We start from the raw sequence: 26,123 nt of genomic DNA on the forward strand, positions 1-26,123 counted from the left end.
ATGCTTTATTAAAGTGATTTTCTATAGGTTCTTCTTCGTTTGTAAACCACAGGGTCAAAGTGCTTCCACATTTGTTTTATAGCAATATTTTCTTCTAGCTCTGGTGTTCTGTAGCACATATCAATTCCTTTATCCGTAAAGGTTTTGTGGTACTCATTGAAAATAACAGCTGTTACTCCTTTGTTTTGGTATTCTGGGTCTATGCCAATAAGGTAGAAAATAACATCTTTGCTATTTTTTTTGGCTTGTAGCAAATGGAATAACCCGAACGGAAATAATTTACCTTTAGCTTTCTGTAATGCTTCAGAGAAAGCAGGCATTACAATGGCAAATGCAATTAATTTATCTTCTTTATCCTTTACAAACTTTATGTATTCAGGATTTATAAAACTTATGTATTTCTTCTTAAAATAAGCTTTTTGTATTTCTGTAATAGGTACGAATGAAGAAAGGTTTGCGTATGTTGCATTAAAAAGGTCGAACATCTCGTCTGCCATAGGCATCACCTCTTTTGTTTTGGTAAAGTTTACTTCTTTGAGTCCGTAACGTCTTTTTACCAAATCATTCAATTTTGTAAAAAGTTTAGGGTCTGCATTTTTAGCCGGAAACTTATTTTCCATGTATTCCTTTTCCTTTACAAAGCCTAAATTTTCATAATGATCTTTATAGTAAGCGTGGTTGTACCATGTAATCATAGTACCAATATGGTCAAAACCTTCCACGAGAACTCCTACTTTGTCCAGGTTAGAAAAGCCTACGGGCCCTTCCATATATTCTAGGTTGTGTACTTTGCCTATTTCAGCAACTTTGTCCAATAAAGCTTTTGATACTGCGGGATCGTCAATAAAATCGAACCAACCAAAACGCATTTTTTTTACATTTTGCTGATTTATTTCTAGGTGGTTGATTACCGCAGCTACACGACCAACTATTTTGCCCTCAACCATGGCAAGAAAAAACCATGCTTCAGCATCTTTAAATACAGGATTTTCATCCCTGTCAAAGCTCTCTAATTCATCATTGATGATAGGAGGTACCCAATACTTGTTATTTTTGTATAGGGAGAAAGGAAAGGTTACAAAGCGTTTTAAATCTTGCTTTGTTTTGGCTTCATGTAGTGTGATCATTGAACTTCTTTAGAAGTGCCAATATTAGTAATATTAATCAACAAAGTAAAGTAGTTGAATGTGAAAAATAGAATGTGAAAGCTAAGAGTTAAAAGTCTATCTCGCTACTATCTTTCTTTTTCTTCTTTTCTGCTTTTTTTAATTTCTTAAGTTGCTTTTTTGAAGGACCTAAGTCAATATCTTCAGCTCCGTTACCTTTTTCTTTGTCAGCCTTCTTTTTCTTTTTCATGGCCTTCTTATCTATAGCTCCGCCATTTTGATCAGCTTCCTGGTCTTCAATTGGTTTAAGACTATCCTTGTGAAAATCCATACGGTAAGATCCACCTAATCCAAAGAATATACGAGAAGGTGTGTTTTTTAAACTGGCACCCATATTAAAATCTAACTGCAAATTTTCTTTAAGTAAATGAGCTATACCGCCACGTATTAATAAATCTGCATATCGATCGCTTTGTATGCCTTGGTGCTCAACAAAAACACTCCATTTTGGATTTCTAAATGCATGTGATAATGAAATGGTGTAACTCAATTCTGGGTCATCGGTACTTATTCTATCATATGCAGTATTTGTAATTAAAACAAATCTTGGAGTTATACGACTTTGGGTAGCGATCATACCTCGGTAAGACAGTGTTGGTTCTCCAATATAGAAAGGGTTGTCTCCTAGCACAAAATTTACACCTCCGTAAAGAGAAACGGCTGGTAAAAGATTTTTAAACTGGAATTTATTATTAGCTCTCCAGCTATAAAGATTTGGTTTGTTGGCTTCAGGGTTTTTGAAAGGGTCATAAACGAGAAACTTTAGTCCTAATCGATTTCTTGAGAAATCTCTTCTTTTGGCTAGTAAATCAAAATTGGAATAGGTGATGTTTTGATCTTGAAATGTGCCTTCATAATTCAATTCTAATCTTTCAAACAAAAGTCCGTAGCGTAACGAAATATCGGTGCCCCAAATATCAGATTGGGTGTTTAATAGACTATGGTCTTGTTGTTCGTAAAACAAGCCCATTTCTGCCTGTACTACATTTTTTCCAACGGCATAAGCACTAACAGAAATTCCTGGTCTATTAGAATTTATAACATCTGTATATTGAGAAATACCTACCAGAGGTAGAAGAAAGATGAAGCTTAATACGTATTGATATGATTTAGTGTAGGCAAAAAGACTATTCATGAACACGATTTTATATTTATTTTAATAGTATGATTCTTTATATACAACGTGATAATTGTATTTTTGATATATATAAGTTGTAATAAATGGCTTTTTTAAAAACTATATTAATTATTCTTTTGGTGTATTACTTGCTAAAATTTTTGGCAAAGTTATTTGCGCCGAAAATATTGAATTACGCAGCAAAGAAAACCGAATCGCATTTTAGGCAAGCGTTTGATAATCAACGCCCTTTTGAAGAACAAGAAGAAGAGAGTGTTATTATCAATAAAAAACCGTCAAGAAAAAAGGCAGATTCTGAAAAAGTAGGTGAATACATTGATTTTGAAGAGCTAGACTAGTTATCTTTGTAAAAACACTACTTATTTAGCAAATGAAGCAAGGCTTAAAATTCTTTTTCATCCATTTTTTTGTTGTCGTATTTTTTATCATTGCTGCATTGGCATACTTTAGTCCTGTTCTTCAAGGGAAAGTGATGTATCAGCATGACATTGCCCAGTATACGGGAATGGCGAAAGAACAAAATGATTTTAGAAAATCTAAAGACCAAGAACCATACTGGACAAATAGTGCCTTTGGCGGTATGCCAACTTATCAATTAGGGGCAAATTATCCACATAACTATATTAAAAAATTAGACCGTGTCATTCGTTTTCTACCAAGACCGGCAGATTACCTATTTCTGTACTTCATAGGTTTTTATATTTTACTCTGTTGCTTAAAAGTTGATTATAAACTAGCAATAGTAGGGGCCTTAGCTTTTGGGTTTTCTACCTATCTTATTATAATTTTAGGTGCTGGGCATAATGCCAAGGCACATGCTTTGGCATATTTACCTGTTCTGTTAGCTGGTATTGTGTTAGTTTTTAGGAAAAAATATCTCTGGGGGTTTGTGTTGACTGCATTGGCCATGGCTTTAGAAATTACGGCCAACCATTATCAGATGACGTATTATTTCATGCTTTTAGTAGTAGTGTTAGGTGTAGTCTATCTAATTTATGCTATAAAGGAGAAACAGCTAAAACATTTTTTCATCTCAGTAGGTATTTTATTGTTAGCGGTAACTTTAGGTATTGCAGCTAATGCTACAGGGTTAATGGCTACTAAGGAATATGCCGATTGGAGTACACGTGGTAAAAGTGAATTAACAATTAATCCAGATGGTTCACCAAAGGAAGATACCGGTGGTTTAAGTAAAGGGTACATTACCAATTGGAGTTATGGTATTACAGAATCATTGAATTTATTTGTTCCTCGTTTGTTTGGTGGAGGAAGCCAAGAAAATTTAGGCGAGAATTCTAAGTCTTTTAATTATTTAATTGATAAAGGTTTGCCAAGATCTAGTGCTTTAGATTTTGTAAGCGGGCTACCTTTATACTGGGGTGAACAACCAGGTACCTCTGGACCAGCATATCTAGGAGCCGTAATATTCTTCCTGTTTATTTTAGGTTTATTCTTGGTGAAGGGAAAACATAAATGGTGGTTGTTATTTGGGTCTCTACTTTCATTGGTATTATCGTGGGGTAAAAATTTCAGTATTCTTACTGATTTTATGATCGACTATTTTCCTTTGTACGATAAGTTTAGGGCAGTATCTTCTATACAGATTGTCTTAGAATTATGTGTGCCAATTTTGGCTATTCTTGCCTTGAAAAAGTTGTTTAAAGATAAAGTGGCACAAGCTGATAAAATGAGGTCTTTGACTTTGTCTGCCGCAATAATTTTAGGTCTAGGTGTTGTGTTGTTCATTTTTAAAGGTGCTTTTCATTTTGTAGGCGCTGCTGATGATAATTTGCGAATGACCGGTCTGGAGCAGTTGCCAGAAATGCTTCGCTTGGATCGTAAGAGTGTTTATACTAGCGATTTATTACGTTCGTTAGCTTTTGCGCTAGGTACTGCATTGTTGATTTGGTTGTATCTGAAAGAGAAATTGAAAATGAATTTCTTGATTATTGCCATCGGGGTTTTAGTGGTGGTGGATTTAGTTGGGGTAGATTTACGATACGTTAATAATGACAATTTTGTGTCTAAACGTAAAATGTTAGAGCCTTTTCAAGAATCTGCAGCAGATAAAATAATAGCCAAAGATAATAGCGTGTTTCGTGTCTTTGATCAGACAGATGGTTTTGATTCTGCAAAAACAGCATATTTTCATCAAAGTATAACTGGCTACCATGCGGCTAAGCCAGCGGGTATGCAAGACCTTTTCGATTTTCATGTATATAATGGTAACATGTCTATTCTGAATATGATGAATATTAAATATGTCATCAGAAAAGATCAGGAGGGGAATTCTTTTCCGATTGAAAATCCTAATGCTAATGGAAACGCTTGGTTTATTTCACAATTGAAACCGGTGGTCAATGCGGATGCGGAAATTATGGCTTTAGACAGTTTGGATACCAAAAATGTTGCGGTTATTAATTCTTCTAACTTTAAAGATATTTCACCGTTAGAATATCAGGTAGATTCAACGGCGTCTATTTCTTTGGTAGACTATGAACCAAATCACTTGACATATTCATCTAAAAATAGCAACGAAGGCGTGGCAGTTTTTTCTGAAATGTATTATAAAAATGGATGGAACGCTTATATAGATGGAAAACAAAGTGATTATTTCAAAGTCAATTATGTACTAAGAGCACTTAATGTTCCTTCTGGAGAGCATAAAATTGAGTTTAAGTTTGAACCTAACGTAGTTGTTGTAGGTAGTAAAATTACCTTAGCTAGTACTATTTTATTAGGTCTTGTTATAGTCGGCGGATTAGGTTTTTCTTTTTTGAGGTCTAAAAAAGAAGAAGAAGTATAATGAGAAAGGTTTTGGTCATTACTTATTATTGGCCACCTGCTGGCGGACCGGGAGTTCAACGTTGGCTCAAATTTGTAAAATACCTTAGAGACTTCGGTATTGAGCCTGTTCTTTATATTCCTGATAACCCACATTATCCTTTATTGGATGAATCTTTTTTGCAAGAAATTCCTTCTGATTTAATTATTTATAGGCATAAAATAACAGAGCCATACCGTATAGCTTCCTTGTTTTCAAGTAAGAAAACAAAGCGTATTAGTTCAGGAATTATTCAGAGTAAAAATCAGTCTTTACTTGAAAAGCTTTTATTGTGGGTACGTGGAAATCTTTTTATACCCGATGCACGGAAATTTTGGGTGAAACCTTCGGTTAGTTTTTTAAAGGAGGTTTTAGATAAAGAAAAAATAGATACCATTATTACTACAGGGCCGCCACATAGTGTACATCTAATTGGTTATTATTTAAAACAAGCTCGGACATTAAACTGGATTGCCGATTTCAGAGATCCATGGACAACCATAGGTTATCATAAAAAACTTAAACTGACTTCATCTTCTGAAGAGAAACATAAAAAATTAGAGTCTGATGTTTTAAATGCTGCGGATAAAATTATTGTTACTAGTAAGACCACAAAAAAAGAATTTAAAAATATAACTTGTCAGCCAATACAGGTGATAACTAATGGATTTGACAACGTTGAAGAGACCAATTTTAAGCTTGATTCCAAATTTACTATTTCACATATAGGTTCCTTATTAAGTGGTAGAAATCCTATTAAGCTATGGAAAGTCTTATCTGAATTGGTAAGAAGTAATACTGATTTTAAGAATAAGCTTTGTATTCGGTTTGTTGGCGTAGTTAGTAATGAAATACTGGCTACTTTGAAAGATTTGGGTTTGTATGAGTTTATTGAAATTGTGGGCTACGTTTCTCATCAAGAGGCATTAGCTTATCAAAAAACTTCTCAAATATTATTATTAGTTGAAATAGATTCGCAAGATACCATTGGTATAATTCCCGGTAAGTTATTTGAATACATGGCAGCGAAACGACCAATTTTAGGGGTTGGTCCTAAAAACTGGGAAGTGGCTAGTATAGTTGAAGAAACTAAAACTGGACACATATTTGACCATTCTAATGATATTGCTTTGAAAAACGTACTTTTAAAATGGTTTGAACAATTTCAAGTGGGTAAGTTGCAAATAGACTCAAATGCTATTGAGCAATATAGTAGAAGGGAGCTTACCCGAAAATTAGCTGAATATATTTAATGGGAATCGTACTAAAACAGTCATTGAACAACACTATTGTAACCTATATAGGTTTTGCAATAGGTGCTGCCAATACCTTGTTTTTATACACCAATTTTATGCAACCAGATAATTATGGATTAATACAGGTTATCTTATCGGTGTCTGCAGTTTTAACACCAATTTTGGCTTTTGGTGTTCCAAATAGCTTGGTTAAATTTTATTCGAATTTTAAAAACGAGGAGCGTCAAGATTCATTTTTGACATTAATGGTTTTACTTCCTTTGGTTCTTATTATACCTATTGCAATTGTAAGCTATATAGCAAATGATGCTATAGGTAACTTACTTTCAAGGCAGAATGCTATTGTCCGTGATTATGTTTGGCATATTTTTTTAGTAGGTATGGCTATGGCATATTTTGAAGTGTTTTATGCCTGGGCTAGAATTAGAATGAAATCGATGTTTGGTAATTTTATGAAGGAGATTTTTTGTAGAGTTGGTCAAACTATATTATTGATACTTCTATGGGTTAAGGTAATCGATATTGATTTTTTTATAAATGCATTGGTAGGCTTTTATTTAGTACGTACCATAATTATGAAAATCTATGCTTATAGTTTACGGAAACCACATCTAAATTTTAAACTGCCTTCTAACTGGGTAACTATTGTAAAATACAGTGGATTAATAATTCTTGGCGGATCCACAGCAATCGTTTTAATGGAGGTCGATAAGGTAATGTTGAATAATTTTTTAGAACTGGAAAATGTGGCATTTTACGCTGTTGCCGGTTTTATTGCTTCAACTATAGCTGTGCCAACAAAAGCAATGCATCAAATTACCTATCCACTTACAGCTAAATACTTGAATGAGAAAAATAAGTCTGCCCTTAAGGAGCTATATCAGAAAAGTTCATTGACACTATTTATTGTCTCGGGGATTCTTTTCCTACTTATTTTATTGAACCTAAATGAACTTTATGAGTTACTTCCTCAAAAATATTCTGGTGGATTTATGATTGTGTTTTGGGTAGGGTTGGTTAAGGTGTATGATGCACTTTTAGGTAATAATAATTCTATTTTATTCAATTCTGATTATTACCGTTCTATCCTTTTTTTCGGCGTATTATTGGCTGCTTTAGCAATTGTTTTTAATCTTTGGTTAATTCCTAATTATGGCATCAATGGTGCGGCTATTGCTAGTTTTAGCGCTTTCTTTATTTACAATACTCTAAAATTAGGGTATGTAAAACTTAAGTTTAAAATACTTCCATTTACCAATGAAACATTTAAAGTTCTGGCATTGCTTATAGTAGTTGGTGCTATATTTTCTTTTGTTTCTTTCCCATTTCATCCCATTATAAACATTGGTCTAAAAAGTATACTAATGATTGTTGTGTATGTAGGTATTCTGTATCGTTTTAAAATATCAGAAGACGTGTATGGTGTTTTGAATAAATTTCTAAATCGCTAATTACATTTGATTCGTGCTTTTTTGTGGTGCTTTTTGAAGACCGTATTGTTGTTTGTAAATTTTAACGATTATTAAAAATAGGTTTATAATCAGCGGACCAAAAATAAGTCCAACAAATCCAAACAAAGGGATACCAATTAATACTCCAATTAATGTAATTAGCGGATGTGTGCTATCTAGTTTTTTTAGTACAAATAAACGAATTACATTATCGGTCATGCCTACTACAAGGATGCCATAGAGCAAAATTCCCCATGCTTGAAAATCTTCGCCACTAGCAAGGCTCAATACAAATACTGGAAATATGCCAATGAATGTACCAATGAATGGAATCATTGATCCTATGGTTACGATTACAAACCAAAAAAGCGGATTTTCAATTCCGAAAATATAAAATCCTATAAGTGCTATGAAACCTTGAGCTACAGCAACTAAGGGTATTGCAATGGCATTTGAACGAACAACATTGTCTATTTCTTTACCTAATGTAACCAAATTTTTATTACTTAATGGAATGTATTCTAAAAGCGATTCTTTTAATTGTTTTGGACTCTTTAGCATGTAATAAAGCAGAAATAATAAAATCCCTAAAGAGATTAAAATGTTGAAAGTACCACTTGCAAAACCTTGTAAGTTATCTGTTAACCAACCAGAAGCTTGTTCTGGGTCAATAGCCGATGAGATATCGTATTGAACATATTTTTCTAGCTGAAATAATTGTTCTTTAAAAGCTTTGGTTACTTGTTCAGATTTATCGGTAAAGTTATCTAGTTGTGAGCTTAACATAAATGCAGCACCTGTTATTGGAACAAAAATGCCAACGAAGGAAGCAAAAATCAATAGCATTGAAGCCCATGTTCTTTTAACCCCTTTGTTTATAAGTTTTAGCATCCACTTTCTAAGAACTACATATAAAGTTAATGCTCCTAAAACACCAGAAATATAAGGAAGCATATACTTAATAATTAGCCCTCCAAGAAAAATTATCAATGTCAGTATAATCAGTTGCCTTAGTATTTTATGATTTATTTTTTTCATGATGATTGTTTCTTGGAGTTCAGAAAAGTAGACCTAAACGTTCACCCTCATTAACTCACTTCAATTTTTTAGTAGTTCAAAAATTAATAATGTAGAAATCGATTAAAACCTTACTAACTTTGATGTATTGGTATGCAGATAAAAGAAATACATATTGCTGATAAGAATACTGTACCAACAAGGTTGCAAGAGTATGGAGTAGGGGTGTTTCAAAAAATAGCTACTAAATCTGCTTTAAAAAAAGCCATTAAGAAACAGCACGTATTTGTTAATGGTTCTATTGCAACAACAGCAATAGTAATTGTTAGTGGTGATATTATAGAATATTATCATCCAGCAATAAGTGTGGCTAAAACAAGACTTAAGCTTAATCTAGAAATAGTATACGAAGATGATTATTTGGCAGTGATTAATAAGCCTGCAGGTATACTTGTTAGTGGAAATGGATTCAAAACCGTTGCAAATGCTTTGGTCCAAAATTTAAAGGAAAGCTTGGCTAAAGATGCTGTAAATCCCCAACCAGCACATCGTTTGGATTATGCCACTACTGGATTGCTTTTGGTGGGAAAAACGAATAGTGTAATTACTGATTTAAATAGACTATTTGAGCATAAGAATATTAGTAAAACCTATTTTGCGATTACTATAGGAGCTATGAATACTACCGGAACAATAGATTTGGATATAGATGGTAAACCCGCAATTTCTACTTTTGAAGTTGTTGAAACGGTAAAATCTGAACGATTTACTTTTCTCAACTTAGTTAGATTGAACCCACAAACTGGTAGACGTCATCAATTAAGAAAACATTTGTTGGGTATAGGAAACCCTATATTAGGTGATGCTAGCTATTTTTTAGAAGGTCTTCAATTAAAAGGAAAGGGCTTGTATTTACATGCACAATCCATTGAGTTTAACCATCCTGTAACTAATGAAAACTTTCACGTTGTTTTAGAACTTCCTAAAAAGTTTAAAAAACTATTCCCTAAAAAGGATAAATGATTAGTACAAAGAAAGCGCCGTAATGAACGTATTCATTACGGCGCTAAACAACTAACCAACCTAAAAACTATTTTTAATTTCTTCTACTACTTCTAGTAGCCGTACTTGTTCTAGAGCTTGAGCTTCTAGATGGAGCTTTACTAACCTTTCTAGAATTTGAACTTCTACTTACCGTACTTGTACTTCTAGATGGACTTTTAGTCGCTGTTCTAGCGGTAGTACTACGTTGCGTTCTTGTATTCGTTGCAGTTCTTGTATTTGAACTTCTGCTAACTGGTTTCTTATATGTTGTAGTACTTCTTTTTACAGTTGTACTTCTTGGTGTTTTTATTACTTCTCTTTTAGTAACCGTTCTACTTGGCGTACTTCGAACTGCCGAGCTATTACCACGTTTTACCGTGCCATTGTTAGATGAACTTCTAGTTACTGTTCTACTTTGTGTAGATCTACCGCTATTGGCGTTACTACGTCTTACTGTTGTAGACCTGTTGACAGTAGAACTTCTATTAGTTCTTGTCGTATTATTAGAAGCAATTGTTCTATTATTTTTTATAGCATTATTTCTTTTTGCTACACTTCTATTACTTCTATAAGAATTGTCTCTTACTGCTACACGTTTATCGTTTCTGTAAATAGTAGATCTGTTATTTCTAATTTTATTATATCTATGTTGCTTACCAACTGATACATAAGATTTTCTATAATTGTTTCTATAAGGACTGTAATAAGAATATCTAACTGGTGTATAATATCTTCTGTAAGGACTGTTATATACGAAACTAAATCCTATTGCCGGTCTAACAAACCATCTGTGAAAAGGACGGTATACATAATTTCTATTATATACATTAATATATCCTGTATGGTAATCATAGAACCCATTGTTATTGTAGTACACATGCATATTACCTACACTACGTACTCTATTATTTGAGTAATTAATATCTACATCACCAATTTCGCTTACACGACCATAGTAGTCATAAAAAATAGGCACATTCTCTACCTGAATTACTGCACCATAATCATCGTATTGAGCAAATGGACTATAATCATAACCAGAATTAAATGTTACTCCATTTTTTCTACCGGTTACTTGGTTTTCGATATAGAAATCAAATTCACCATCTGGATAAACAGAAAAAGTAATTCCGCTTTCTATAAAAATAAAAGAGTTATCGTATCTATAAGTATTGCTATTTGCAACCTTATCTTCGCTAATACCTGAGGCGAAAACACCTGTGGTGCCTAAAATCATCGCTGTAAAAAGTAGTACTAAGTTTTTCATAATATAAGGTTTAAATCTGCCCCTTGAGCAGTTGTTCTAAATGTAAATATTTACATTCCTTTAGTGTATTACAAACAGCGTGCCAAAAAAAATACCCATTGATTATTTTGTTAATAATCAATGGGTTATGTATTTTTTGTGGGTGTTTAAATTACATTAGTTTCTCTTTTAAGTAACTAGCGGTATATGATTTTTTATTTTTTATGACCTCTTCTGGAGTACCTTCCGCTAATAACTGACCGCCATTTTCTCCACCACCTGGTCCCAGGTCAATTATATAATCGGCACATTTTATTAATTCAATATTATGTTCTATTACAACAATAGAATGTCCTTTTTTAATAAGGGCATTAAAAGACTTTAATAATTTTTGAATATCATGAAAATGTAACCCAGTAGTTGGCTCATCAAAAATAAAAAGCGCTTTGTCTTTTGTGCTTCCTTTAATTAAGAAGGATGCCAATTTAATACGTTGGGCTTCACCACCAGATAGGGTAGAAGATGACTGACCTAAGGTTACATAGCCTAAACCTACATCTTGTAACGGTTTTAGTTTAGTAACTATCTTGGTTTGCTCTCCAGTTTCAAAAAACTGAATGGCATCATCAATAGTCATATTAAGAACATCATCAATATTTGCATTATTGAAGGTTACTTCAAGTACTTCCTTTTTAAATCGTTTACCACCACAGGTTTCACATTCTAAATGTACATCTGCCATGAACTGCATTTCTACAGTAATTTCACCTTCTCCTTTACATTTCTCGCAACGCCCACCATCTACATTAAAAGAAAAATGCTTGGCTTGATAATTTCTTATTTTGCTTAATTTTTGATTAGCATATAGGTTTCTAATATCATCATATGCTTTTATATACGTAACAGGATTAGAACGAGAGGATCTACCAATTGGGTTTTGATCAACAAATTCTACATGTTTTATATGCTTAAATTTTCCTTCTACAGCGGAGTGTTGACCTGCTTTTTCTCCGTATCCTCCTGTTTCTTTTAAGATAATAGGATATAAGAGCTTTTTAACCAAGGTACTCTTACCACTACCAGATACTCCTGTAACCACCGTTAGCATATCTAAAGGAAAGGTTACATCTATATTTTTAAGGTTATGCTCGCGAACACCTTTTATTGTAATATGGTTTTTAGAAGTTCTACGCTCTTTTGGAACCTTAATCTCCATTTTACCATTTAAGTATTGCGCAGTTAAAGAATTAGATTTTAATATCTCTTTAAGTGTTCCTTGAGCAACTACCTCACCACCATTTGTACCAGCTTCAGGACCTATGTCAATAACCACATCTGCAGCCTTCATGATATCTTCGTCATGTTCTACTACAATTACGGTATTACCTAAGTTTCTTAAGGATATTAAAACTTCAATAAGATTTTCTGTATCTCTTGGGTGTAAACCAATACTTGGTTCATCTAATATGTACATAGAGCCTACTAAGCTACTGCCTAAAGATGTTGCCAAATTAATTCGTTGACTTTCCCCACCAGATAAGGTGTTAGATTTACGATTAATTGTTAAATAGTTTAAACCAACTTTATCTAAAAATCCTAATCGAGTATTTATTTCTACTAAAAGCCTTGCTGCTATAGTAGCGTCATTATCATTTAGTTTAAGGTCATTAAAGAAAACAATTAGTTTTTCTATAGATAAACCTACCAAAGAAGAGATTGATGCACCACCTACTTTTATATAATCTGTTTCTGGACGTAAACGTTTACCGTTACAAACATTACATTTGGTTTTGCCTCTATATCTAGAAAGCATCACCCTGTTCTGTATTTTATAGCTTTTCTCCTCTAACATTCCAAAGAATTTATGCAACCCTATAAAATGGGCATTCCCATCCCATACTAGTTGCTGCTGTTCTTCAGTAAGTTCATACCAAGGTTTATGAATTGGGAAATCATATTTGTAAGCAGAGTTTACCAACTGATCACGGTAAAAACTCATGCTCTCGCCACGCCAAGGAAAAATAGCATTCTCGTATACGGATAATGCTGTATTGGGTACTACTAAATCTTCATCAATACCTATAACATCACCATAGCCCTCACACTTAGGGCATGCACCATAAGGATTGTTAAAACTAAAAAGGTGAACATTTGGCTCAAGAAAAGACATGCCATCCAACTCAAATTTATTACTGAAAGGAGTTTGTTTGCCGTCTTCTAATTGCTCAATAATACATTCTCCTTTACCTTCAAAGAATGCTGTATCTACTGCATTTGCTAAACGATTATAAAAATCTTCATCGTCTTTGGTTATTATTCTGTCAATAACCAGGTCAAAATTTTTACCAATATCTTCTGGAACCTGATCAATACGTAAAACTTTGCCCTTATACTTAATTCGAGCATAACCTTGTTTAGAAAAAAGTTCTAATGATTTTAATGCATCTCTATCTTCGCGTATGGTAATAGGTGCCAAAAGTAAAAGCTTGGTCTGCTCATCATATGTTTTTACATGATTTACTACATCTGTAACAGTATGTTTTTTTACTTCTTTCCCAGAAATAGGAGAGAAGGTCTTACCAATACGAGCATATAATAGTTTTATATAATCATATATCTCGGTAGTGGTACCAACTGTAGATCTAGGATTGGTAGAGTTAACCTTTTGCTCTATGGCAATTGCCGGGGCAATACCTTTTATATAATCGACCTTTGGTTTGTCTAATTTTCCTAAAAACTGTCTTGCGTAAGAAGAAAGACTTTCTACATAGCGTCTTTGACCTTCTGCATATAGTGTGTCAAAAGCTAAGCTAGATTTACCAGAACCAGATAAACCTGTAATTACTACGAGTTTATTTCTAGGGATAACGACATCTATATTTTTAAGATTGTGCAGTTTTGCACCCTTAATTATTATGTTTTCTTTCGGATTTACTTCGGCTAATGTAGGCATACAAATATCTATGATTACAAAGATACGCTTTGCCTTTTTTCTGAACTAAAAAATGAAGCTTATCTAAATATTGTGTAAGAAACTTTCACATTTTTATAAGACTATTTATTTTTTTATATCTTTGGGATCTCATTAAAATTCAATTCGCCTATAACGCAACATTACTTTTTTAAGTTAGAATTTAACCACTGGACCCTTATTCATTGAATTTGGGGCTGCATTTTAACCCTATAAGTAACGTTATGGTAGTACAAGTTGAAGATTCCCAATTAGTAAAACAATACATTCAAGGAGACGAAAGAGCGATTGAAGCCCTAATCAACCGTCATAATTCTCGTTTAACAGGTTTTATCTACTCCAAAGTAGGTGACCGTGAACTAACCGAAGATATTTTTCAAGATACATTTATGAAAGTGATACGTACCTTAAAAAGAGGTGCCTATAATGAAGAAGGTAAATTTTTACCTTGGGTTATGCGTATTGCCCATAATTTGGTCATTGATCATTTTAGAAAACATAATAGAATGCCAATGTATAATAGTAAAGAAAGCTATAATATATTTTCATTACTAGGTGATGACCGCTTAAATGCTGAAAAACAATTGATTAAAGAGCAAATAGATTCAGATTTGCTACGTATGATCAAAGAGTTACCAGAAGATCAGCAAGAGGTTTTAGAAATGCGTATATATAAGGATATGAGTTTTAAAGAAATTTCTGATAATACTGGTGTGAGTATTAATACTGCTTTAGGTAGAATGCGCTACGCTTTAATTAACCTAAGAAAGCTTGTAGAAGCCAATAGTATAGTTTTAACGAATTAATTGGTTACAGGTCGAGTGGATCTACTATCTTCATACATGTGTCGTTCTTTAGATGAACCTAAACAACTAGTAACATGGAAAAATTATACACGAAGAATAAAAGTAAGAACACATTAGTAAAAGCAAAACCTGAAACAATTCAGTTTTTACTTTCTTATTCTAAATCTTTGAATATCACAGAAGCAGAAGGATTGCAGTTTGAGAGTAATTTAAACTAATAGAATCTTTACCAATATATAAACCCTTAGGCATTGCCTAAGGGTTTTTTCGTTTCAACCGCGCTTGGTTCTGCTAATTTTAGTTTGTTTACACTTTATTTATTGTAGGATAAGATGGTTTTTAATACCATTATATATATAGGTATTCTATTGTAGTGTCAATATTTAAGGGCATTTGGCGCATTCTGGGTGGTTTTATCCTTTCCTACAATTTTTCAACGGAACTATCTGAAATTCTTTTTATTGTGTGGAAATATACTTTTTCGATGTTTCACATCATAAATACGCAGTTTGACAACATACTTTTTTTAGCAGCCCCCCTTTTCTCTAGTTTTATATCAGAAATAAAAAACAAACCAATTAACTAAAAAGATTTTCCCAATCTTAACCAATTAAAGAAAGTAACTCGTATGAAACTACAAATTGAAGACTCAGAATTAGTTAAAGATTATATCAGCGGTAACGAAGGGGCCCTTGAAATTTTAATTAACAGACACAATCAACGTATTACTAGTTTTATCTATTCTAAAGTTTTAGATAGGGATATCACAGAAGATATTTTTCAAGACACTTTTATTAAGGTAATTAAAACCTTAAAAAGAGGTAAGTATAGTGAGGAAGGAAAATTTTTACCATGGGTAATGAGAATTTCTCATAACCTTATAATAGATCACTTCAGAAGAAACAAAAGAATGCCAATGTTTGAAGGCAGCGATGACTTTAATATTTTCTCTGTAATTGGAGATGATAAGTTAAATGCCGAGAAACAATTAATAAAAAATCAAATAGATACTGATTTAAGACAATTGGTTGAAGAATTACCAGATGATCAAAAAGAAGTTCTTTTAATGCGTATCTATAAAGATATGAGTTTCAAAGAAATCTCTGAAAACACTGGGGTTAGCATAAATACTGCATTAGGGAGAATGCGTTATGCTTTAATTAATCTTAGAAAAATCATTGAAAAAAACAATATAGTTCTTACGAATTAATTTAGGGTAGAGAGCAGAGTAAACAATATTTCCAAATTTGCGTCGTTATTTTAGTGTAACAACGTAGGAAGTATGGAAAAAATTTACTCAAATTACCAAGAACAGACCGGATTTAACAAAGTTTGTCCGAAGACAATCAACTTCTTATTGAGCTATTCACAAGCTTTATTTGAGTTTGAATACGAAGATTTAGAATTCGAAACATTTTTGAATTAATTAAAAAGCCCGCTTTTAGCGGGCTTTTTTCTTTTTATAGTAATTATTAAGTACGGTTTTTCTTCCAATTGTTTTTGTGATAATATCTTTCTCTAAATCCCACCCTCTTGCAGGGGAATATTCTCTACCATACCATATTATTTGTAAATGAAGATCGTTCCAAATTTCTTTTGGGAATAATCTCTTAGCATCCTTTTCTGTTTGCACTACGTTTTTGCCGTTTGTAAATCCCCATCTATATAACAATCTATGAATATGGGTGTCTACAGGAAATGCCGGTATACCAAAAGCTTGTGATACAACTACGCTAGCAGTTTTATGACCTACGGCAGGAAGTTCCTCTAAATATTCAAGTTCTTTGGGTACTTTGCCATTATGTTTATCTATTAATATTTGTGACAACCCATGAATTCCTTTTGCTTTCATTGGTGATAACCCAACGGGTTTAATAATTTCCCTTATTTCATCTACACTCAATTTAATCATATCATAAGGGTTATCTGCCCTGGCAAATAGAAGAGGGGTAATTTTATTAACCCTAACATCTGTACTTTGTGCTGACATTAAAACTGCAATTAATAAAGTATATGGATCTTTATGATCCAGAGGCACAGGAATTTCTGGATATAGTTCTTGAAGCTTAGAAATTGTAAAAGCTATTTTTTCGGCTTTCGTCATTAATTGTTTAATTTTGATTGAAATAATTTAAACACAAATTTATAAAACTTCATTTATGAATACGTTAAAAGTTGGTGATAAAGTCCCTCCATTTTCTGTTAAAGATCAAGATGGAAATACAGTTAGTTTAAAGGACTATCAAGGAAAAAAACTTATTGTTTTTTTCTATCCTAAGGCAAGTACACCGGGTTGCACTGCTGAGGCATGTAATTTAAGGGATAATTATAAAGAATTGCAATCTGAAGGCTATGAACTTTTAGGGGTTAGTGCAGATTCTGAAAAAAGACAGGCGAAATTTAAAGAGAAATATGAATTTCCATTTCCATTATTAGCAGATGAAGATCATACAGTAATTAATGCATTTGGTGTTTGGGGACTAAAGAAATTTATGGGTCGCGAATATGATGGTATTCATAGAAAAACTTTTGTGGTTGATGGTGAAGGAATCGTAACTAAAGTAATAGATAAGGTTAAGACAAAAGACCATGCTGCTCAGTTATTAGGCTGATATTGAATAAATTGTAAATAAAAAACGTCCATTTTTAATGGACGTTTTTTATGTTTTATACTATAGCGGTCAACAGTTTATTCAGTCTCGTGCTCTTCGTTTTTTCTTGTGAACAATTGCTTTTGTTTAATAATTTCAGCAATTCCTTCAGGAAGCATTTTTTCCCATCCTTCATCATTGTTCATTAATTTTTTAAGAACATCTCTAGAGAAAATATGCATAACATCTGGTTCGTAATCTATGATGTCCATAACCTTGCCGTTGTACTTAAAGAATTTGTACAATTCTTTCATACGTGGGTGAACCTTAACGTTATTACTAGTCATTATTTGACCGGTATCTGGGTTTTTCATTGGGTATAGATACACTTGTAAATCTTTAAAGAAAAGCTTACCAAAAGCTTCAAGTATACCACCACTCAAATGACGATAGTATTTTTCATCGAATATGTCTACAAGGTTGTTTACACCCATGGTAAGACCAATTCTATTTTTAGTATAATTATTAAAATACTCTACTAGTTTGTAATACTCTTGAAATTTAGAAATCATTACAGAATGTCCTAATGAACAAAGTAATTCTGCCCTATCCATAAAATCTTGCTCATCTATTTCTCCAGAGGCTTTTAGGTTAGATAGTGTTATTTCAAAAATAACAATAGTGTTGTTTTGATCAACGCCTTTATCACGAATGAAAATATCATAAGATTTTTCAAACATATCTAAGTTTACTTTGGTTACCGGTCTAAAACTACCACGTAATGCCAAAATATTCTTTTTATAAAGAACTGCTGCAGGTAAAAGATTATTTCCATCAGGACCGAACATAACAGCATCTGTCATGTCATTTTTAATAAGTTGAAGACTCATCAAACGGTTATCTACTTCTTTAAAGTTTGGCCCAGAGAAATTGATCATATCAATCTCTAATGTATCCTTATCTATATGGTCATACAGATATTTCAACATTTTCTTAGGTTTATGGTACTTGTAAAAGGCACCATAAATTAAATTAACACCAAGAATACCTAGCGTTTCTTGTTGTAGCCTTGCTTCATTTTGCTTAAAACGAATATGAAGAATTATTTCATCATAATCTTTCTGCTTTGGGTCTAATTGATATCTAATGCCGATCCAACCATGACCTTTGTAACGTTTAGAAAAATCAATGGTAGCAACTGTGTTGGCATATGAAAAGAACAACCTGTCTGGGTGGTTGTCGCGACTAATACGCTCCTCCATTAATTGCATTTCATAGTCAAGCATGGTTTTAAGTCTCGCTTGGGTTACATATCGCCCATCCGTCTCAACACCATAAATAGCATCACTAAAATCTTTGTCATAAGCACTCATTGCTTTAGCAATTGTACCAGATGCACCACCAGATCTAAAGAAGTGACGGGCAGTTTCTTGACCGGCGCCAATTTCAGCGAAGGTTCCATATATATCTGGGTTCAGATTTATACGTAGGGTTTTTGCTTTTATAGAGGGAATGTTTTCAAAGACACTATCTCGTTTTAATACCGATGCCATTTTTTACCTGTTTATCTTTTAACAAAGTTATAAAGAATGGTTGTTACAAAGGGCAATAGCGGCAAAAAAATGGCATAAGTTTCGGTTATTGTTTTTATTCCCTTTTAATTAGAGTGATCTTATAATTTTCAGCCACCTATTTTATTAAAAAGGAATTAAATTTGTAGCACATGATTAATAATTTAAGTGTCACTTTTTTAGGAACGGGAACTTCTCAAGGTATTCCAATTATTGGAAGCACACACCCGGTATGTTTAAGCGATAACCCAAAAGACAAAAGGCTTAGGGTATCAGTTTTACTTTCTTGGAAGGAATTTAACTATGTTATTGACTGCGGACCAGATTTTCGTCAGCAAATGCTTAGGCACAATGTAAAACACCTCGACGGCATTTTATATACACATGAACATTCAGATCATACTGCTGGTTTAGATGATATTCGCCCCTTTTTCTTTAGACAAGGTAATATTCCAATTTATGCCCATAAAAGGGTTGTAAAGTCTTTAATAAAACGATTTGATTATATTTTTGAGGAGAAAAATAGATATCCCGGAGCTCCATCCGTTGATATAAATTTTGTTGAGAATAATGAACCCTTTCTTATTGGTAATGAAATAGTTACTCCAATTAATGTGTTGCATAATAAATTACAGGTATTTGGTTACAGGGTGGGGGACTTTACATATTTAACTGATGTAAAATCTATAGATCCAATAGAATTAGAAAAAATTAAGGGTTCTAAAGTTATAGTAGTAAATGCATTACGAATAGAACCACATATCTCTCATTTCAATTTAGACGAGGCTCTTGCCTTTATCAAAGAAGTAAATCCAGAAAAAGCATACTTTACACATATTAGTCATTTACTTGGTTTTCATGACGAAGTAGAAAAAATGCTGCCGAATAATGTACATTTGGCATACGATAATTTAACAATCACCATTTAATTATGAAGAGTAAAATATTTCTTTACCTATTTTTATTTGTATCCTTAATATGCCTGTATTTAATGGTTAGCAGTAGTAATATGGCTAAAGCTTATTCTCAAAAAGCTGAAGCTAAAACAGAAAAAATTACAAGATTAGAAAATCAGGTAGAAGAATTAAAAGATTCAGTCCAAAAATCTTCTCTAAAGGTTTTGGATATGCAATATTTCTCTTTGGAGAATAATGATGATGCCCTTGCTTATTTTGAGGAATTGAACTTACAAAACCCTGCGGCTTATGTTGCAGATAAATTATTGGAGACCAATGCTCAAAAGGGGGATAACCCGTTAGTACCTTATGAGGGAATGCAGAATGATTTTAAAATCAATAAAATTAAAGTTCTAAACCATAAATGGATTTTAACAGATTTCTCTGACGGAAAATATTGGGGAGAATTATTAATAAAATACGAAGTAAAAGATGATCTAGGGGTAGATTTTACCTTAATAGACCACCTATTGTACACGCGTAGTAATTAGATTTTATCTGTAATCCATTTTTTAAGTGAATAGAAATTCTGCGGAGCAACTCCATGACCTGCAGGAAATTCTTCATAGACATGTTTTACACCCAAATTCTTTAAAAGCTCTGGTGCTTTTCTAGCCCAATCTACCGGTATCACCTGGTCCATATCACCATGCGAACAATAGAAATTTAGGTTGTCGAAATTGTTTTCCTCATATGAATCTACCAGTATTTTTTCATTGATATATCCACTTAGCGCAATTACATTCTTTACTTTGTCAGGATAAGATAATGCAACTGCATAACTAAGAATTGTGCCTTGGCTAAAACCTAAAAGGTTTACGTTACTTTCATCCAAGCCATATGTGGAGCAGGCTTCACCAATAAAATTTTTGATTTTATCACGAGATTCAATGGCTTGCTCATCATCACTCCATTTGCCTTTTTCATCATCAAAGTTAATTGCATACCATGCATAACCGTAAGGTTGCAATATATAAGGTGCGCGTACCGCTATAATGCATAATTCTTCTGGTAATTCTGGAGCAAAAGAAAAAAGATCCTCTTCATTACTACCGTAACCATGCAGCATAAAAAGTACTGGTGGTTTTTTGTCGGTTAGGCTAGAAGGTCTAATAATGTGTTCTAAAGATAGGGGAGCTGTTGTCATTGTTTATTTAATAAAAGTGAACCATTTTTGAAAAGATGGACCTACTATTGGTACTATTTGTTCTTTGTTGCTTAAGGCGCCAATAAAACCATATATCCATAATACTATGTAACAAAGGTATAACCCATAAAGGGCGTATTGATTGAACCAAACACTTGAAAATAAAGCAAAGCCATGAAACATCAAGTGTAGACCAAAAGCTTGGCGTGTGTGTATTCTTGCAAAACGATACTGTGGCTCATTATTCATTGAAAGCGCTATAATTGCACCAATAATGGTCAAATAGGCTATGATAGCCGTAGTTTTTCCTGGTATGTCGGGAGATTTCTCCATTGTTAATTATTTAATACTAATTGATTGTTTGCAATAGTTCCAACTACTTTTCCTTTCATTTTTTCACCTATTGCAATGGCATTTTTGCTGGAGCTAATAATATGTTGTTCTGAGAATTCGAAAGATTCCTCTGTAGTAAAAAGAGTAAGATTAGCTTCTTGACCAACCTCTAAATTTATTTCTTCCATACCAAAAATGGACCTTCCTTTGGTCAGTAATAAAACGGATTCTTCAAATCCTAATAGATTATTTAGAATTCCGAATATGCTTTCTAAACCTATAGAACCAAAATCGGCATTGTCAAATTCAACATGTTTTAGTTCAACATTTAAAGGGGTGTGGTCAGACGTTACTAAGTCTATAGTACCGTTTTTAACTCCTTTTTGCAAAGCCTTTACATCCGCTGCAGTCCTTAATGGGGGCATTACTTTATATTGTGTATCAAAATCTTCTAGCGCATCATCTGTAATTAAAAGATTATGTGCTGCTACACTGCAAAAAATTTGTAGTCCTTTTTTCTTGGCATCTGCAATTAACTTCACAGAGTTTGCAGTAGAAATTGTGGGTATAAAAAGTTTGCCACCTGTATATTCTAAGATGAATAAATCTCTTGCAACCTGTAATTCTTCAGCTAGGGCTGGTATTCCTTTTAAACCTAGTTTAGTACTTGTAATGCCTTCATTCACAATTCCTTTACCAGATATACTTTTATCCAACGGAAAAGAAAATACTAATCCTCCAAAATTTTGAGCGTACTGTAAGGCTATTTTTAAAAGATTGGCATTAGACATTGGGTGCTTAAAGTCATAAAAACCTTTAGCGCCGGCATTTTGCATGTCGTACAACTCGGCAAGTATTTCTCCTTCGCCTTTTACAGTAAGGTTTCCAAGCGGGTGTAAATTTGTGAGTTGTTCTTTCGCAGCATTTTTTAAGTAAACTATATCTGAAGATGAATCTGGCGTTGGGTGGCTACTGGTATTTAAAATAATATCTGTAAATCCGCTTTTCGCAGCTGTTAGCAATCCGTTTTCTATAGTTTCTCTTTCTTCATAGCCCGGTTCACCAAAACTAACACCACTATCAAACCAACCAATTGAAACATGTAGATTTTTTATGTCTATTACTTTTGTTTTACCTGTAGGCTCAATGTTTGTTTCAATAGCATCTATAACTCCGTTTTTAATAAGAATATCCCTCTTTTTTAAATGAAGGTTTTTTGTATTCCCATTTACTATAGTTACTGATTTTAAGAGTGTGTTCATAGGTTTACGGGTGGTTCGTTATTAGCTATTTTAAGAATTTTTGAAGTGCCGTCTCAATTAAAACAAATGCGAATGCTAAAATAGCAAACCATTTCCAAAACTCGTTTATAGCATTGTTTTTTTGACTTTCTAAAAAGTAATCTGATAATGACGTTTGATTGTTATTTTCTGGAAGTTGAGCATAAAGTAATTCGCTCTCCTTTCTATTATTATTAAAACTAATGTTTCTTAAAGTTTGCTCATTATGCTTCACTCTGTAAATACCAGCTGATTTGGGGTTTTCAGTAAAATTTATCTGTACTTTTTTAGGAAGAACTCGTTGTTGTGGTATAAATTCATTTTCCTTGTCTGCTATTTTTATAATATCATCTTGCTGCAAGGTAACCGGTAGCTCAATTTCTACATTATTTCCAATTGTAACATACAATGGGGGAAGTTTTAAACTATTCATTCCCATATTATAAAAAGCAGGAACTATGAGTGGTGAATTCTTAAAATTAGAATTATCATTATTGATTGCAGCGGCAAAGAAGAAAGCATTTTTACCACCTAACAAGAAAGGTTCTTTATTTTGAAATTCTAAAGCTATTGGCGCTTTAGTTTTAAATTTAAAACGTTGGTTTACCGATGGGAATTGAAAATCTGTGACCTTCTTGTCAAATACATTTACAAATAATGGATGCTCAGTTTTTACAGTAGCAATTGACATTTTTTGCGAGACTTCGTTTACATATTGGCTACTATAGAATGATGAAGCCAATTCGTTATAGGATTCAATTTCACCATCAGTAGATGGGATTAAAACAAAACTGCCACCATTGTTGCTCAAAGTTTTAATAGCTGTTATTAAAGAAGTAGGAAGTTTTTGAACCTCGTTAAGAATTACTAAGTCTTGATTCTCAATAGTACTGTAGTTTAATTGCGCTAAGGTGCTTGTAGAGAAATCAAATTCGTCTTCGGTATAAATACGTTTTAAAAAATCTGATGATGAATTACCGATGACCAAAACTTTGATTTTTGATTTCTCATCAATGTTAAAATAGAATTGGTTGTCATAGTCCAACCCTGTATCGCTAATTGCTACTTTCCCTAAAATAACCTCGTTCGTATTTATGGTAAAGCGAACTTCAGAATTTTTGGTGCCATCAAACTTTGCTGCTGTTTTTGCTATAAGTTTATCATTGTTGAATAAAGAAACCGGTATGGTTTCTTCTTCAGAATTTGTTGACAATAACGCCACAAGTTCTATATTTTCATTATTTCTTTCTGCAATGAAAACAGAATCAATAGCGGTATTGAGCAGTATGGTGTTTGATGGTTTTATAAAACTAATATTAATGTTTTTGGTGGAGTCGATAGCTGTTGGATTACCCATACGTTGCTGAAAATCAGATATAATCACCAAGTTTTTTTGTGCTGCTGCATTATCTGAAAAGTATGTATTAGCTTTTAAAACAATTTCAGCAATTGCTAATTGCTCTGCGGCTACAGAAAGATTCAGTAATTCGTTTTGAATGTCTTTTACTTCAACATCTTTAAACACTTGTTTATTAGTAAACAAAGTAAACCTTTGCTCATTAGGTAAGTATTTGATGAAATCTTGAATGGTGTTTTTGAAAAGATTTACATTTTCAATTTGCCCGTTCATACTAAAAGAATCGTCTAAATAAAAAACAGTTTCTTTTTCTTGAAGTGCGGTATCATTTGCTATAAACGGTTGTGCAAAAGCAAAAACCAACGCAGCTAACAAACCCATTCTAGTAAATAGTAATAGCCATTTTTTTAGGGAGCTACTTTTTCTTGACTCTGAAACAACTTGTTTTAAGAACTTTACATTAGTAAAAGGCGTTTTCTTAAATCGACGTAATTGAAAAAGGTGAATTAATATAGGAATGAGTAGTAGTAAAAGACCCCAAAGTAGTTCTGGATATTTAAATTGCATTCCTTATTGTGATTAGGGCAAAGATAATTATTTTGAATTTAGAAGCTTACGAGAATTGAACTATTATTTATTTGATTTTTATAGCGTTTTAAAACTAAGATAATCGCTAGCAGAAAAAGAAATAATCTTTAGCTGAAGTGTTATTTAATTCTGTAAAAAATGAGTGAATACTTAACTGTTCTTCTTCATTGGCCACGGTAATTATTGTTTTTGAATTCTTAATATCTTTCAATATCGAGAAGTGTTTTAACTGTACTCCATAAATGTCTTTTCCTATTTTTTTGGGATTGTCACAAACCCAATGAAAAGGAATCTTTTTTTGGACTAAAGTATTGGCTATTTTTTTGCCTTTTTTACCTGCACCCCAAACTACAATTGCGTTAGTGGATTGGTATTCTAATTTTAGGAAGTAGTGTAATTTTATATCCAGAAAATAATTTTGAGCGTAGTGCTCACTTGTTCTTGAGGTTCGGTTATCATAATCTCGCCAATAGTGTAGGGTAGAGGTGCATGGTATACATGTTAGTTCCTTTTCGTAAAAGCGAAATGCAAGATCGTAATCTTCTGGGTATCTATCTGGGGTAAACGCGCCACAGTTATCAAAATCAGATTTATGAACCATCCAACATGGAGATGGTATAACACATTCTTTATATATTTCTTGAAAGTTTGTGCCTGTTTTCGTTAAATTGTTTAGCCATTTCTCATATCTGTCATAACCATCGTTAACGCCATGTTTTGAAAAATACTTGACTTTTCCAACGGCAAGACTACCTTTTCCATTGTCTATTAAAGAATGTAACATTATTTGTATTCTGTCTGGAGTCATATGGTCATCGGCATCCATTCGGGATATGTATTCCCCTTTACAATGTTTATAAGCTTTTCTAAGTGCGGTTATAATGCCAGATTCATCATTAGATAAGACTTTAAAACGTTTGTCTAAAGTTGCAAATTTAGTGGCAATTGCTAGGCTATTGTCTACAGAACCATCGTTAACGGCAATCACTTCCCAATTTTTATAGGTCTGGTTTTGAATAGAATTGAGACATTCTTCCAAATAATCTTCAACATCTTTAAAAGGAATTAGTATGCTTACTAACGAATTTACCATGACGGAAAGGTAATAAATAACTGAAATTCAATCTTTTCAAATGATTCTTTATTCGACAGAAATAAAGAGTTTAAAAATAAATAAGAAAAGGCTTTATTAGATAAGAAATCCTTTATATATTTGCACCCGCATTCAGGGAATACCTGATAAGGCACTCAGGAGAAATGGCAGAGTGGTCGAATGCGGCAGTCTTGAAAACTGTTGAGGGTCACACCTCCGGGGGTTCGAATCCCTCTTTCTCCGCAGAAAAGCCCCGTAAACATAATGTTTACGGGGCTTTATTTTTGT

At 33.0% G+C, this 26,123-nt stretch carries 23 protein-coding genes and 1 tRNA gene; 12 read left to right on the forward strand and 12 right to left on the reverse strand.

The genetic code is table 11. The features are described 5' to 3' along the window. Window positions 1–8: 8 nt before the first annotated feature. Both BM296_RS14935 and BM296_RS14940 read right to left on the reverse strand, forming a co-directional pair. Window positions 9–1,127, reverse strand: a complete 1,119-nt coding sequence (locus tag BM296_RS14935) for a GTP cyclohydrolase (RefSeq protein WP_091904124.1) — start codon at window positions 1,125–1,127, stop codon at window positions 9–11. An 88-nt stretch (window positions 1,128–1,215) separates the two neighbouring features. Next, entirely contained in the window at window positions 1,216–2,301 is a 1,086-nt protein-coding gene (locus BM296_RS14940; protein ID WP_091904126.1) for a transporter, read from the reverse strand. Between the two features lie 143 nt (window positions 2,302–2,444). On the opposite strand from BM296_RS14940, the gene BM296_RS14945 reads away from it, so the two are divergent. From BM296_RS14945 to BM296_RS14960, 4 genes are read left to right on the forward strand one after another with little or no spacing between them, the layout of a single operon-like run. Beyond that, window positions 2,445–2,642 (forward strand): DUF4834 domain-containing protein, encoded by a 198-nt coding sequence (locus BM296_RS14945; RefSeq protein ID WP_316930013.1) that lies wholly within the window; start codon window positions 2,445–2,447, stop codon window positions 2,640–2,642. Between the two features lie 32 nt (window positions 2,643–2,674). Beyond that, complete coding sequence (locus BM296_RS14950; RefSeq protein WP_091904128.1) at window positions 2,675–5,110, forward strand: YfhO family protein; 2,436 nt, start codon at window positions 2,675–2,677, stop codon at window positions 5,108–5,110. Then, window positions 5,110–6,381, forward strand: coding sequence for a glycosyltransferase family 4 protein (locus BM296_RS14955; RefSeq protein ID WP_091904130.1), 1,272 nt, complete (start codon window positions 5,110–5,112; stop codon window positions 6,379–6,381). The genes BM296_RS14950 and BM296_RS14955 overlap by 1 nt, the downstream gene beginning before the upstream one ends. Then, window positions 6,381–7,835, forward strand: a complete 1,455-nt coding sequence (locus tag BM296_RS14960) for an oligosaccharide flippase family protein (RefSeq protein WP_091904132.1) — start codon at window positions 6,381–6,383, stop codon at window positions 7,833–7,835. Before BM296_RS14955 ends, BM296_RS14960 begins: the two co-directional genes overlap by 1 nt. On the opposite strand, the gene BM296_RS14965 is transcribed toward BM296_RS14960, so the two are convergent. Then, window positions 7,836–8,873 (reverse strand): AI-2E family transporter, encoded by a 1,038-nt coding sequence (locus BM296_RS14965; protein ID WP_091904134.1) that lies wholly within the window; start codon window positions 8,871–8,873, stop codon window positions 7,836–7,838. A gap of 132 nt (window positions 8,874–9,005) precedes the next feature. Here BM296_RS14965 and BM296_RS14970 point away from each other — a divergent pair, with 132 nt between their 5' ends. Then, entirely contained in the window at window positions 9,006–9,875 is an 870-nt protein-coding gene (locus BM296_RS14970) for an RluA family pseudouridine synthase (RefSeq protein WP_091904136.1), read from the forward strand. A 73-nt stretch (window positions 9,876–9,948) separates the two neighbouring features. Here the strand turns inward: BM296_RS14970 and BM296_RS14975 are convergent, their stop codons facing one another. Together BM296_RS14975 and uvrA are read right to left on the reverse strand one after the other, a co-directional pair. Then, the gene (locus BM296_RS14975; RefSeq protein WP_091904138.1) at window positions 9,949–11,163 is read right to left on the reverse strand and encodes a hypothetical protein; all 1,215 of its coding nucleotides are present in this window, start codon (window positions 11,161–11,163) and stop codon (window positions 9,949–9,951) included. A 151-nt stretch (window positions 11,164–11,314) separates the two neighbouring features. Then, window positions 11,315–14,095 (reverse strand): excinuclease ABC subunit UvrA, encoded by a 2,781-nt coding sequence (uvrA, locus tag BM296_RS14980; protein ID WP_091904139.1) that lies wholly within the window; start codon window positions 14,093–14,095, stop codon window positions 11,315–11,317. A gap of 242 nt (window positions 14,096–14,337) precedes the next feature. Here uvrA and BM296_RS14985 point away from each other — a divergent pair, with 242 nt between their 5' ends. The 3 genes from BM296_RS14985 (at window position 14,338) to BM296_RS14990 (ending at window position 16,129) form a co-directional block, all read left to right on the forward strand. Beyond that, window positions 14,338–14,919 carry an RNA polymerase sigma factor gene (locus tag BM296_RS14985; protein WP_027066571.1) on the forward strand — a complete coding sequence of 194 codons (582 nt, stop codon included), beginning with the start codon at window positions 14,338–14,340 and terminating at the stop codon, window positions 14,917–14,919. Window positions 14,920–14,993: 74 nt separating this feature from the next. Next, complete coding sequence (locus tag BM296_RS19455; RefSeq protein ID WP_177214965.1) at window positions 14,994–15,137, forward strand: hypothetical protein; 144 nt, start codon at window positions 14,994–14,996, stop codon at window positions 15,135–15,137. Between the two features lie 410 nt (window positions 15,138–15,547). Further along, window positions 15,548–16,129 (forward strand): RNA polymerase sigma factor, encoded by a 582-nt coding sequence (locus BM296_RS14990; RefSeq protein ID WP_027066572.1) that lies wholly within the window; start codon window positions 15,548–15,550, stop codon window positions 16,127–16,129. A gap of 231 nt (window positions 16,130–16,360) precedes the next feature. Here BM296_RS14990 and BM296_RS14995 read toward each other — a convergent pair whose 3' ends face one another. Next, window positions 16,361–17,023, reverse strand: a complete 663-nt coding sequence (locus BM296_RS14995) for an endonuclease III domain-containing protein (protein WP_091904141.1) — start codon at window positions 17,021–17,023, stop codon at window positions 16,361–16,363. 55 nt (window positions 17,024–17,078) lie between these two features. On the opposite strand from BM296_RS14995, the gene bcp reads away from it, so the two are divergent. Further along, window positions 17,079–17,531 (forward strand): thioredoxin-dependent thiol peroxidase, encoded by a 453-nt coding sequence (gene bcp / locus BM296_RS15000; protein ID WP_091904143.1) that lies wholly within the window; start codon window positions 17,079–17,081, stop codon window positions 17,529–17,531. 77 nt (window positions 17,532–17,608) lie between these two features. Here the strand turns inward: bcp and BM296_RS15005 are convergent, their stop codons facing one another. Next, on the reverse strand, window positions 17,609–19,063 hold the full coding sequence (locus BM296_RS15005; protein ID WP_091904145.1) for a nucleotidyl transferase family protein: 1,455 nt from the start codon (window positions 19,061–19,063) through the stop codon (window positions 17,609–17,611). 170 nt (window positions 19,064–19,233) lie between these two features. Between BM296_RS15005 and BM296_RS15010 the strand changes: the two genes are divergently transcribed. Continuing rightward, window positions 19,234–20,010, forward strand: a complete 777-nt coding sequence (locus tag BM296_RS15010) for an MBL fold metallo-hydrolase (RefSeq protein ID WP_091904147.1) — start codon at window positions 19,234–19,236, stop codon at window positions 20,008–20,010. A gap of 2 nt (window positions 20,011–20,012) precedes the next feature. Beyond that, complete coding sequence (locus BM296_RS15015) at window positions 20,013–20,528, forward strand: hydrolase (RefSeq protein ID WP_091904148.1); 516 nt, start codon at window positions 20,013–20,015, stop codon at window positions 20,526–20,528. On the opposite strand, the gene BM296_RS15020 is transcribed toward BM296_RS15015, so the two are convergent. From BM296_RS15020 to BM296_RS15040, 5 genes are all read right to left on the reverse strand, one after another. Beyond that, the gene (locus tag BM296_RS15020; protein ID WP_091904150.1) at window positions 20,525–21,184 is read right to left on the reverse strand and encodes an alpha/beta hydrolase; all 660 of its coding nucleotides are present in this window, start codon (window positions 21,182–21,184) and stop codon (window positions 20,525–20,527) included. The two genes, BM296_RS15015 and BM296_RS15020, sit on opposite strands and share 4 nt — an antisense overlap. Before the next feature lie 3 nt (window positions 21,185–21,187). Next, window positions 21,188–21,517: a hypothetical protein gene (locus tag BM296_RS15025; protein WP_027066579.1), complete on the reverse strand. Its 330-nt coding sequence runs from the start codon at window positions 21,515–21,517 to the stop codon at window positions 21,188–21,190. A gap of 2 nt (window positions 21,518–21,519) precedes the next feature. After that, window positions 21,520–22,779: a dihydroorotase gene (locus tag BM296_RS15030; protein ID WP_091904152.1), complete on the reverse strand. Its 1,260-nt coding sequence runs from the start codon at window positions 22,777–22,779 to the stop codon at window positions 21,520–21,522. A 25-nt stretch (window positions 22,780–22,804) separates the two neighbouring features. Further along, window positions 22,805–24,721: a BatA domain-containing protein gene (locus BM296_RS15035; protein WP_091904154.1), complete on the reverse strand. Its 1,917-nt coding sequence runs from the start codon at window positions 24,719–24,721 to the stop codon at window positions 22,805–22,807. A gap of 106 nt (window positions 24,722–24,827) precedes the next feature. After that, window positions 24,828–25,835: a glycosyltransferase gene (locus BM296_RS15040; protein WP_091904156.1), complete on the reverse strand. Its 1,008-nt coding sequence runs from the start codon at window positions 25,833–25,835 to the stop codon at window positions 24,828–24,830. A gap of 158 nt (window positions 25,836–25,993) precedes the next feature. On the opposite strand from BM296_RS15040, the gene BM296_RS15045 reads away from it, so the two are divergent. Beyond that, a tRNA-Ser gene (locus BM296_RS15045) sits at window positions 25,994–26,078 on the forward strand. Window positions 26,079–26,123 lie beyond the last annotated feature (45 nt).

It is taken from the genome of Maribacter stanieri (assembly GCF_900112245.1).
Classification (GTDB): domain Bacteria; phylum Bacteroidota; class Bacteroidia; order Flavobacteriales; family Flavobacteriaceae; genus Maribacter; species Maribacter stanieri.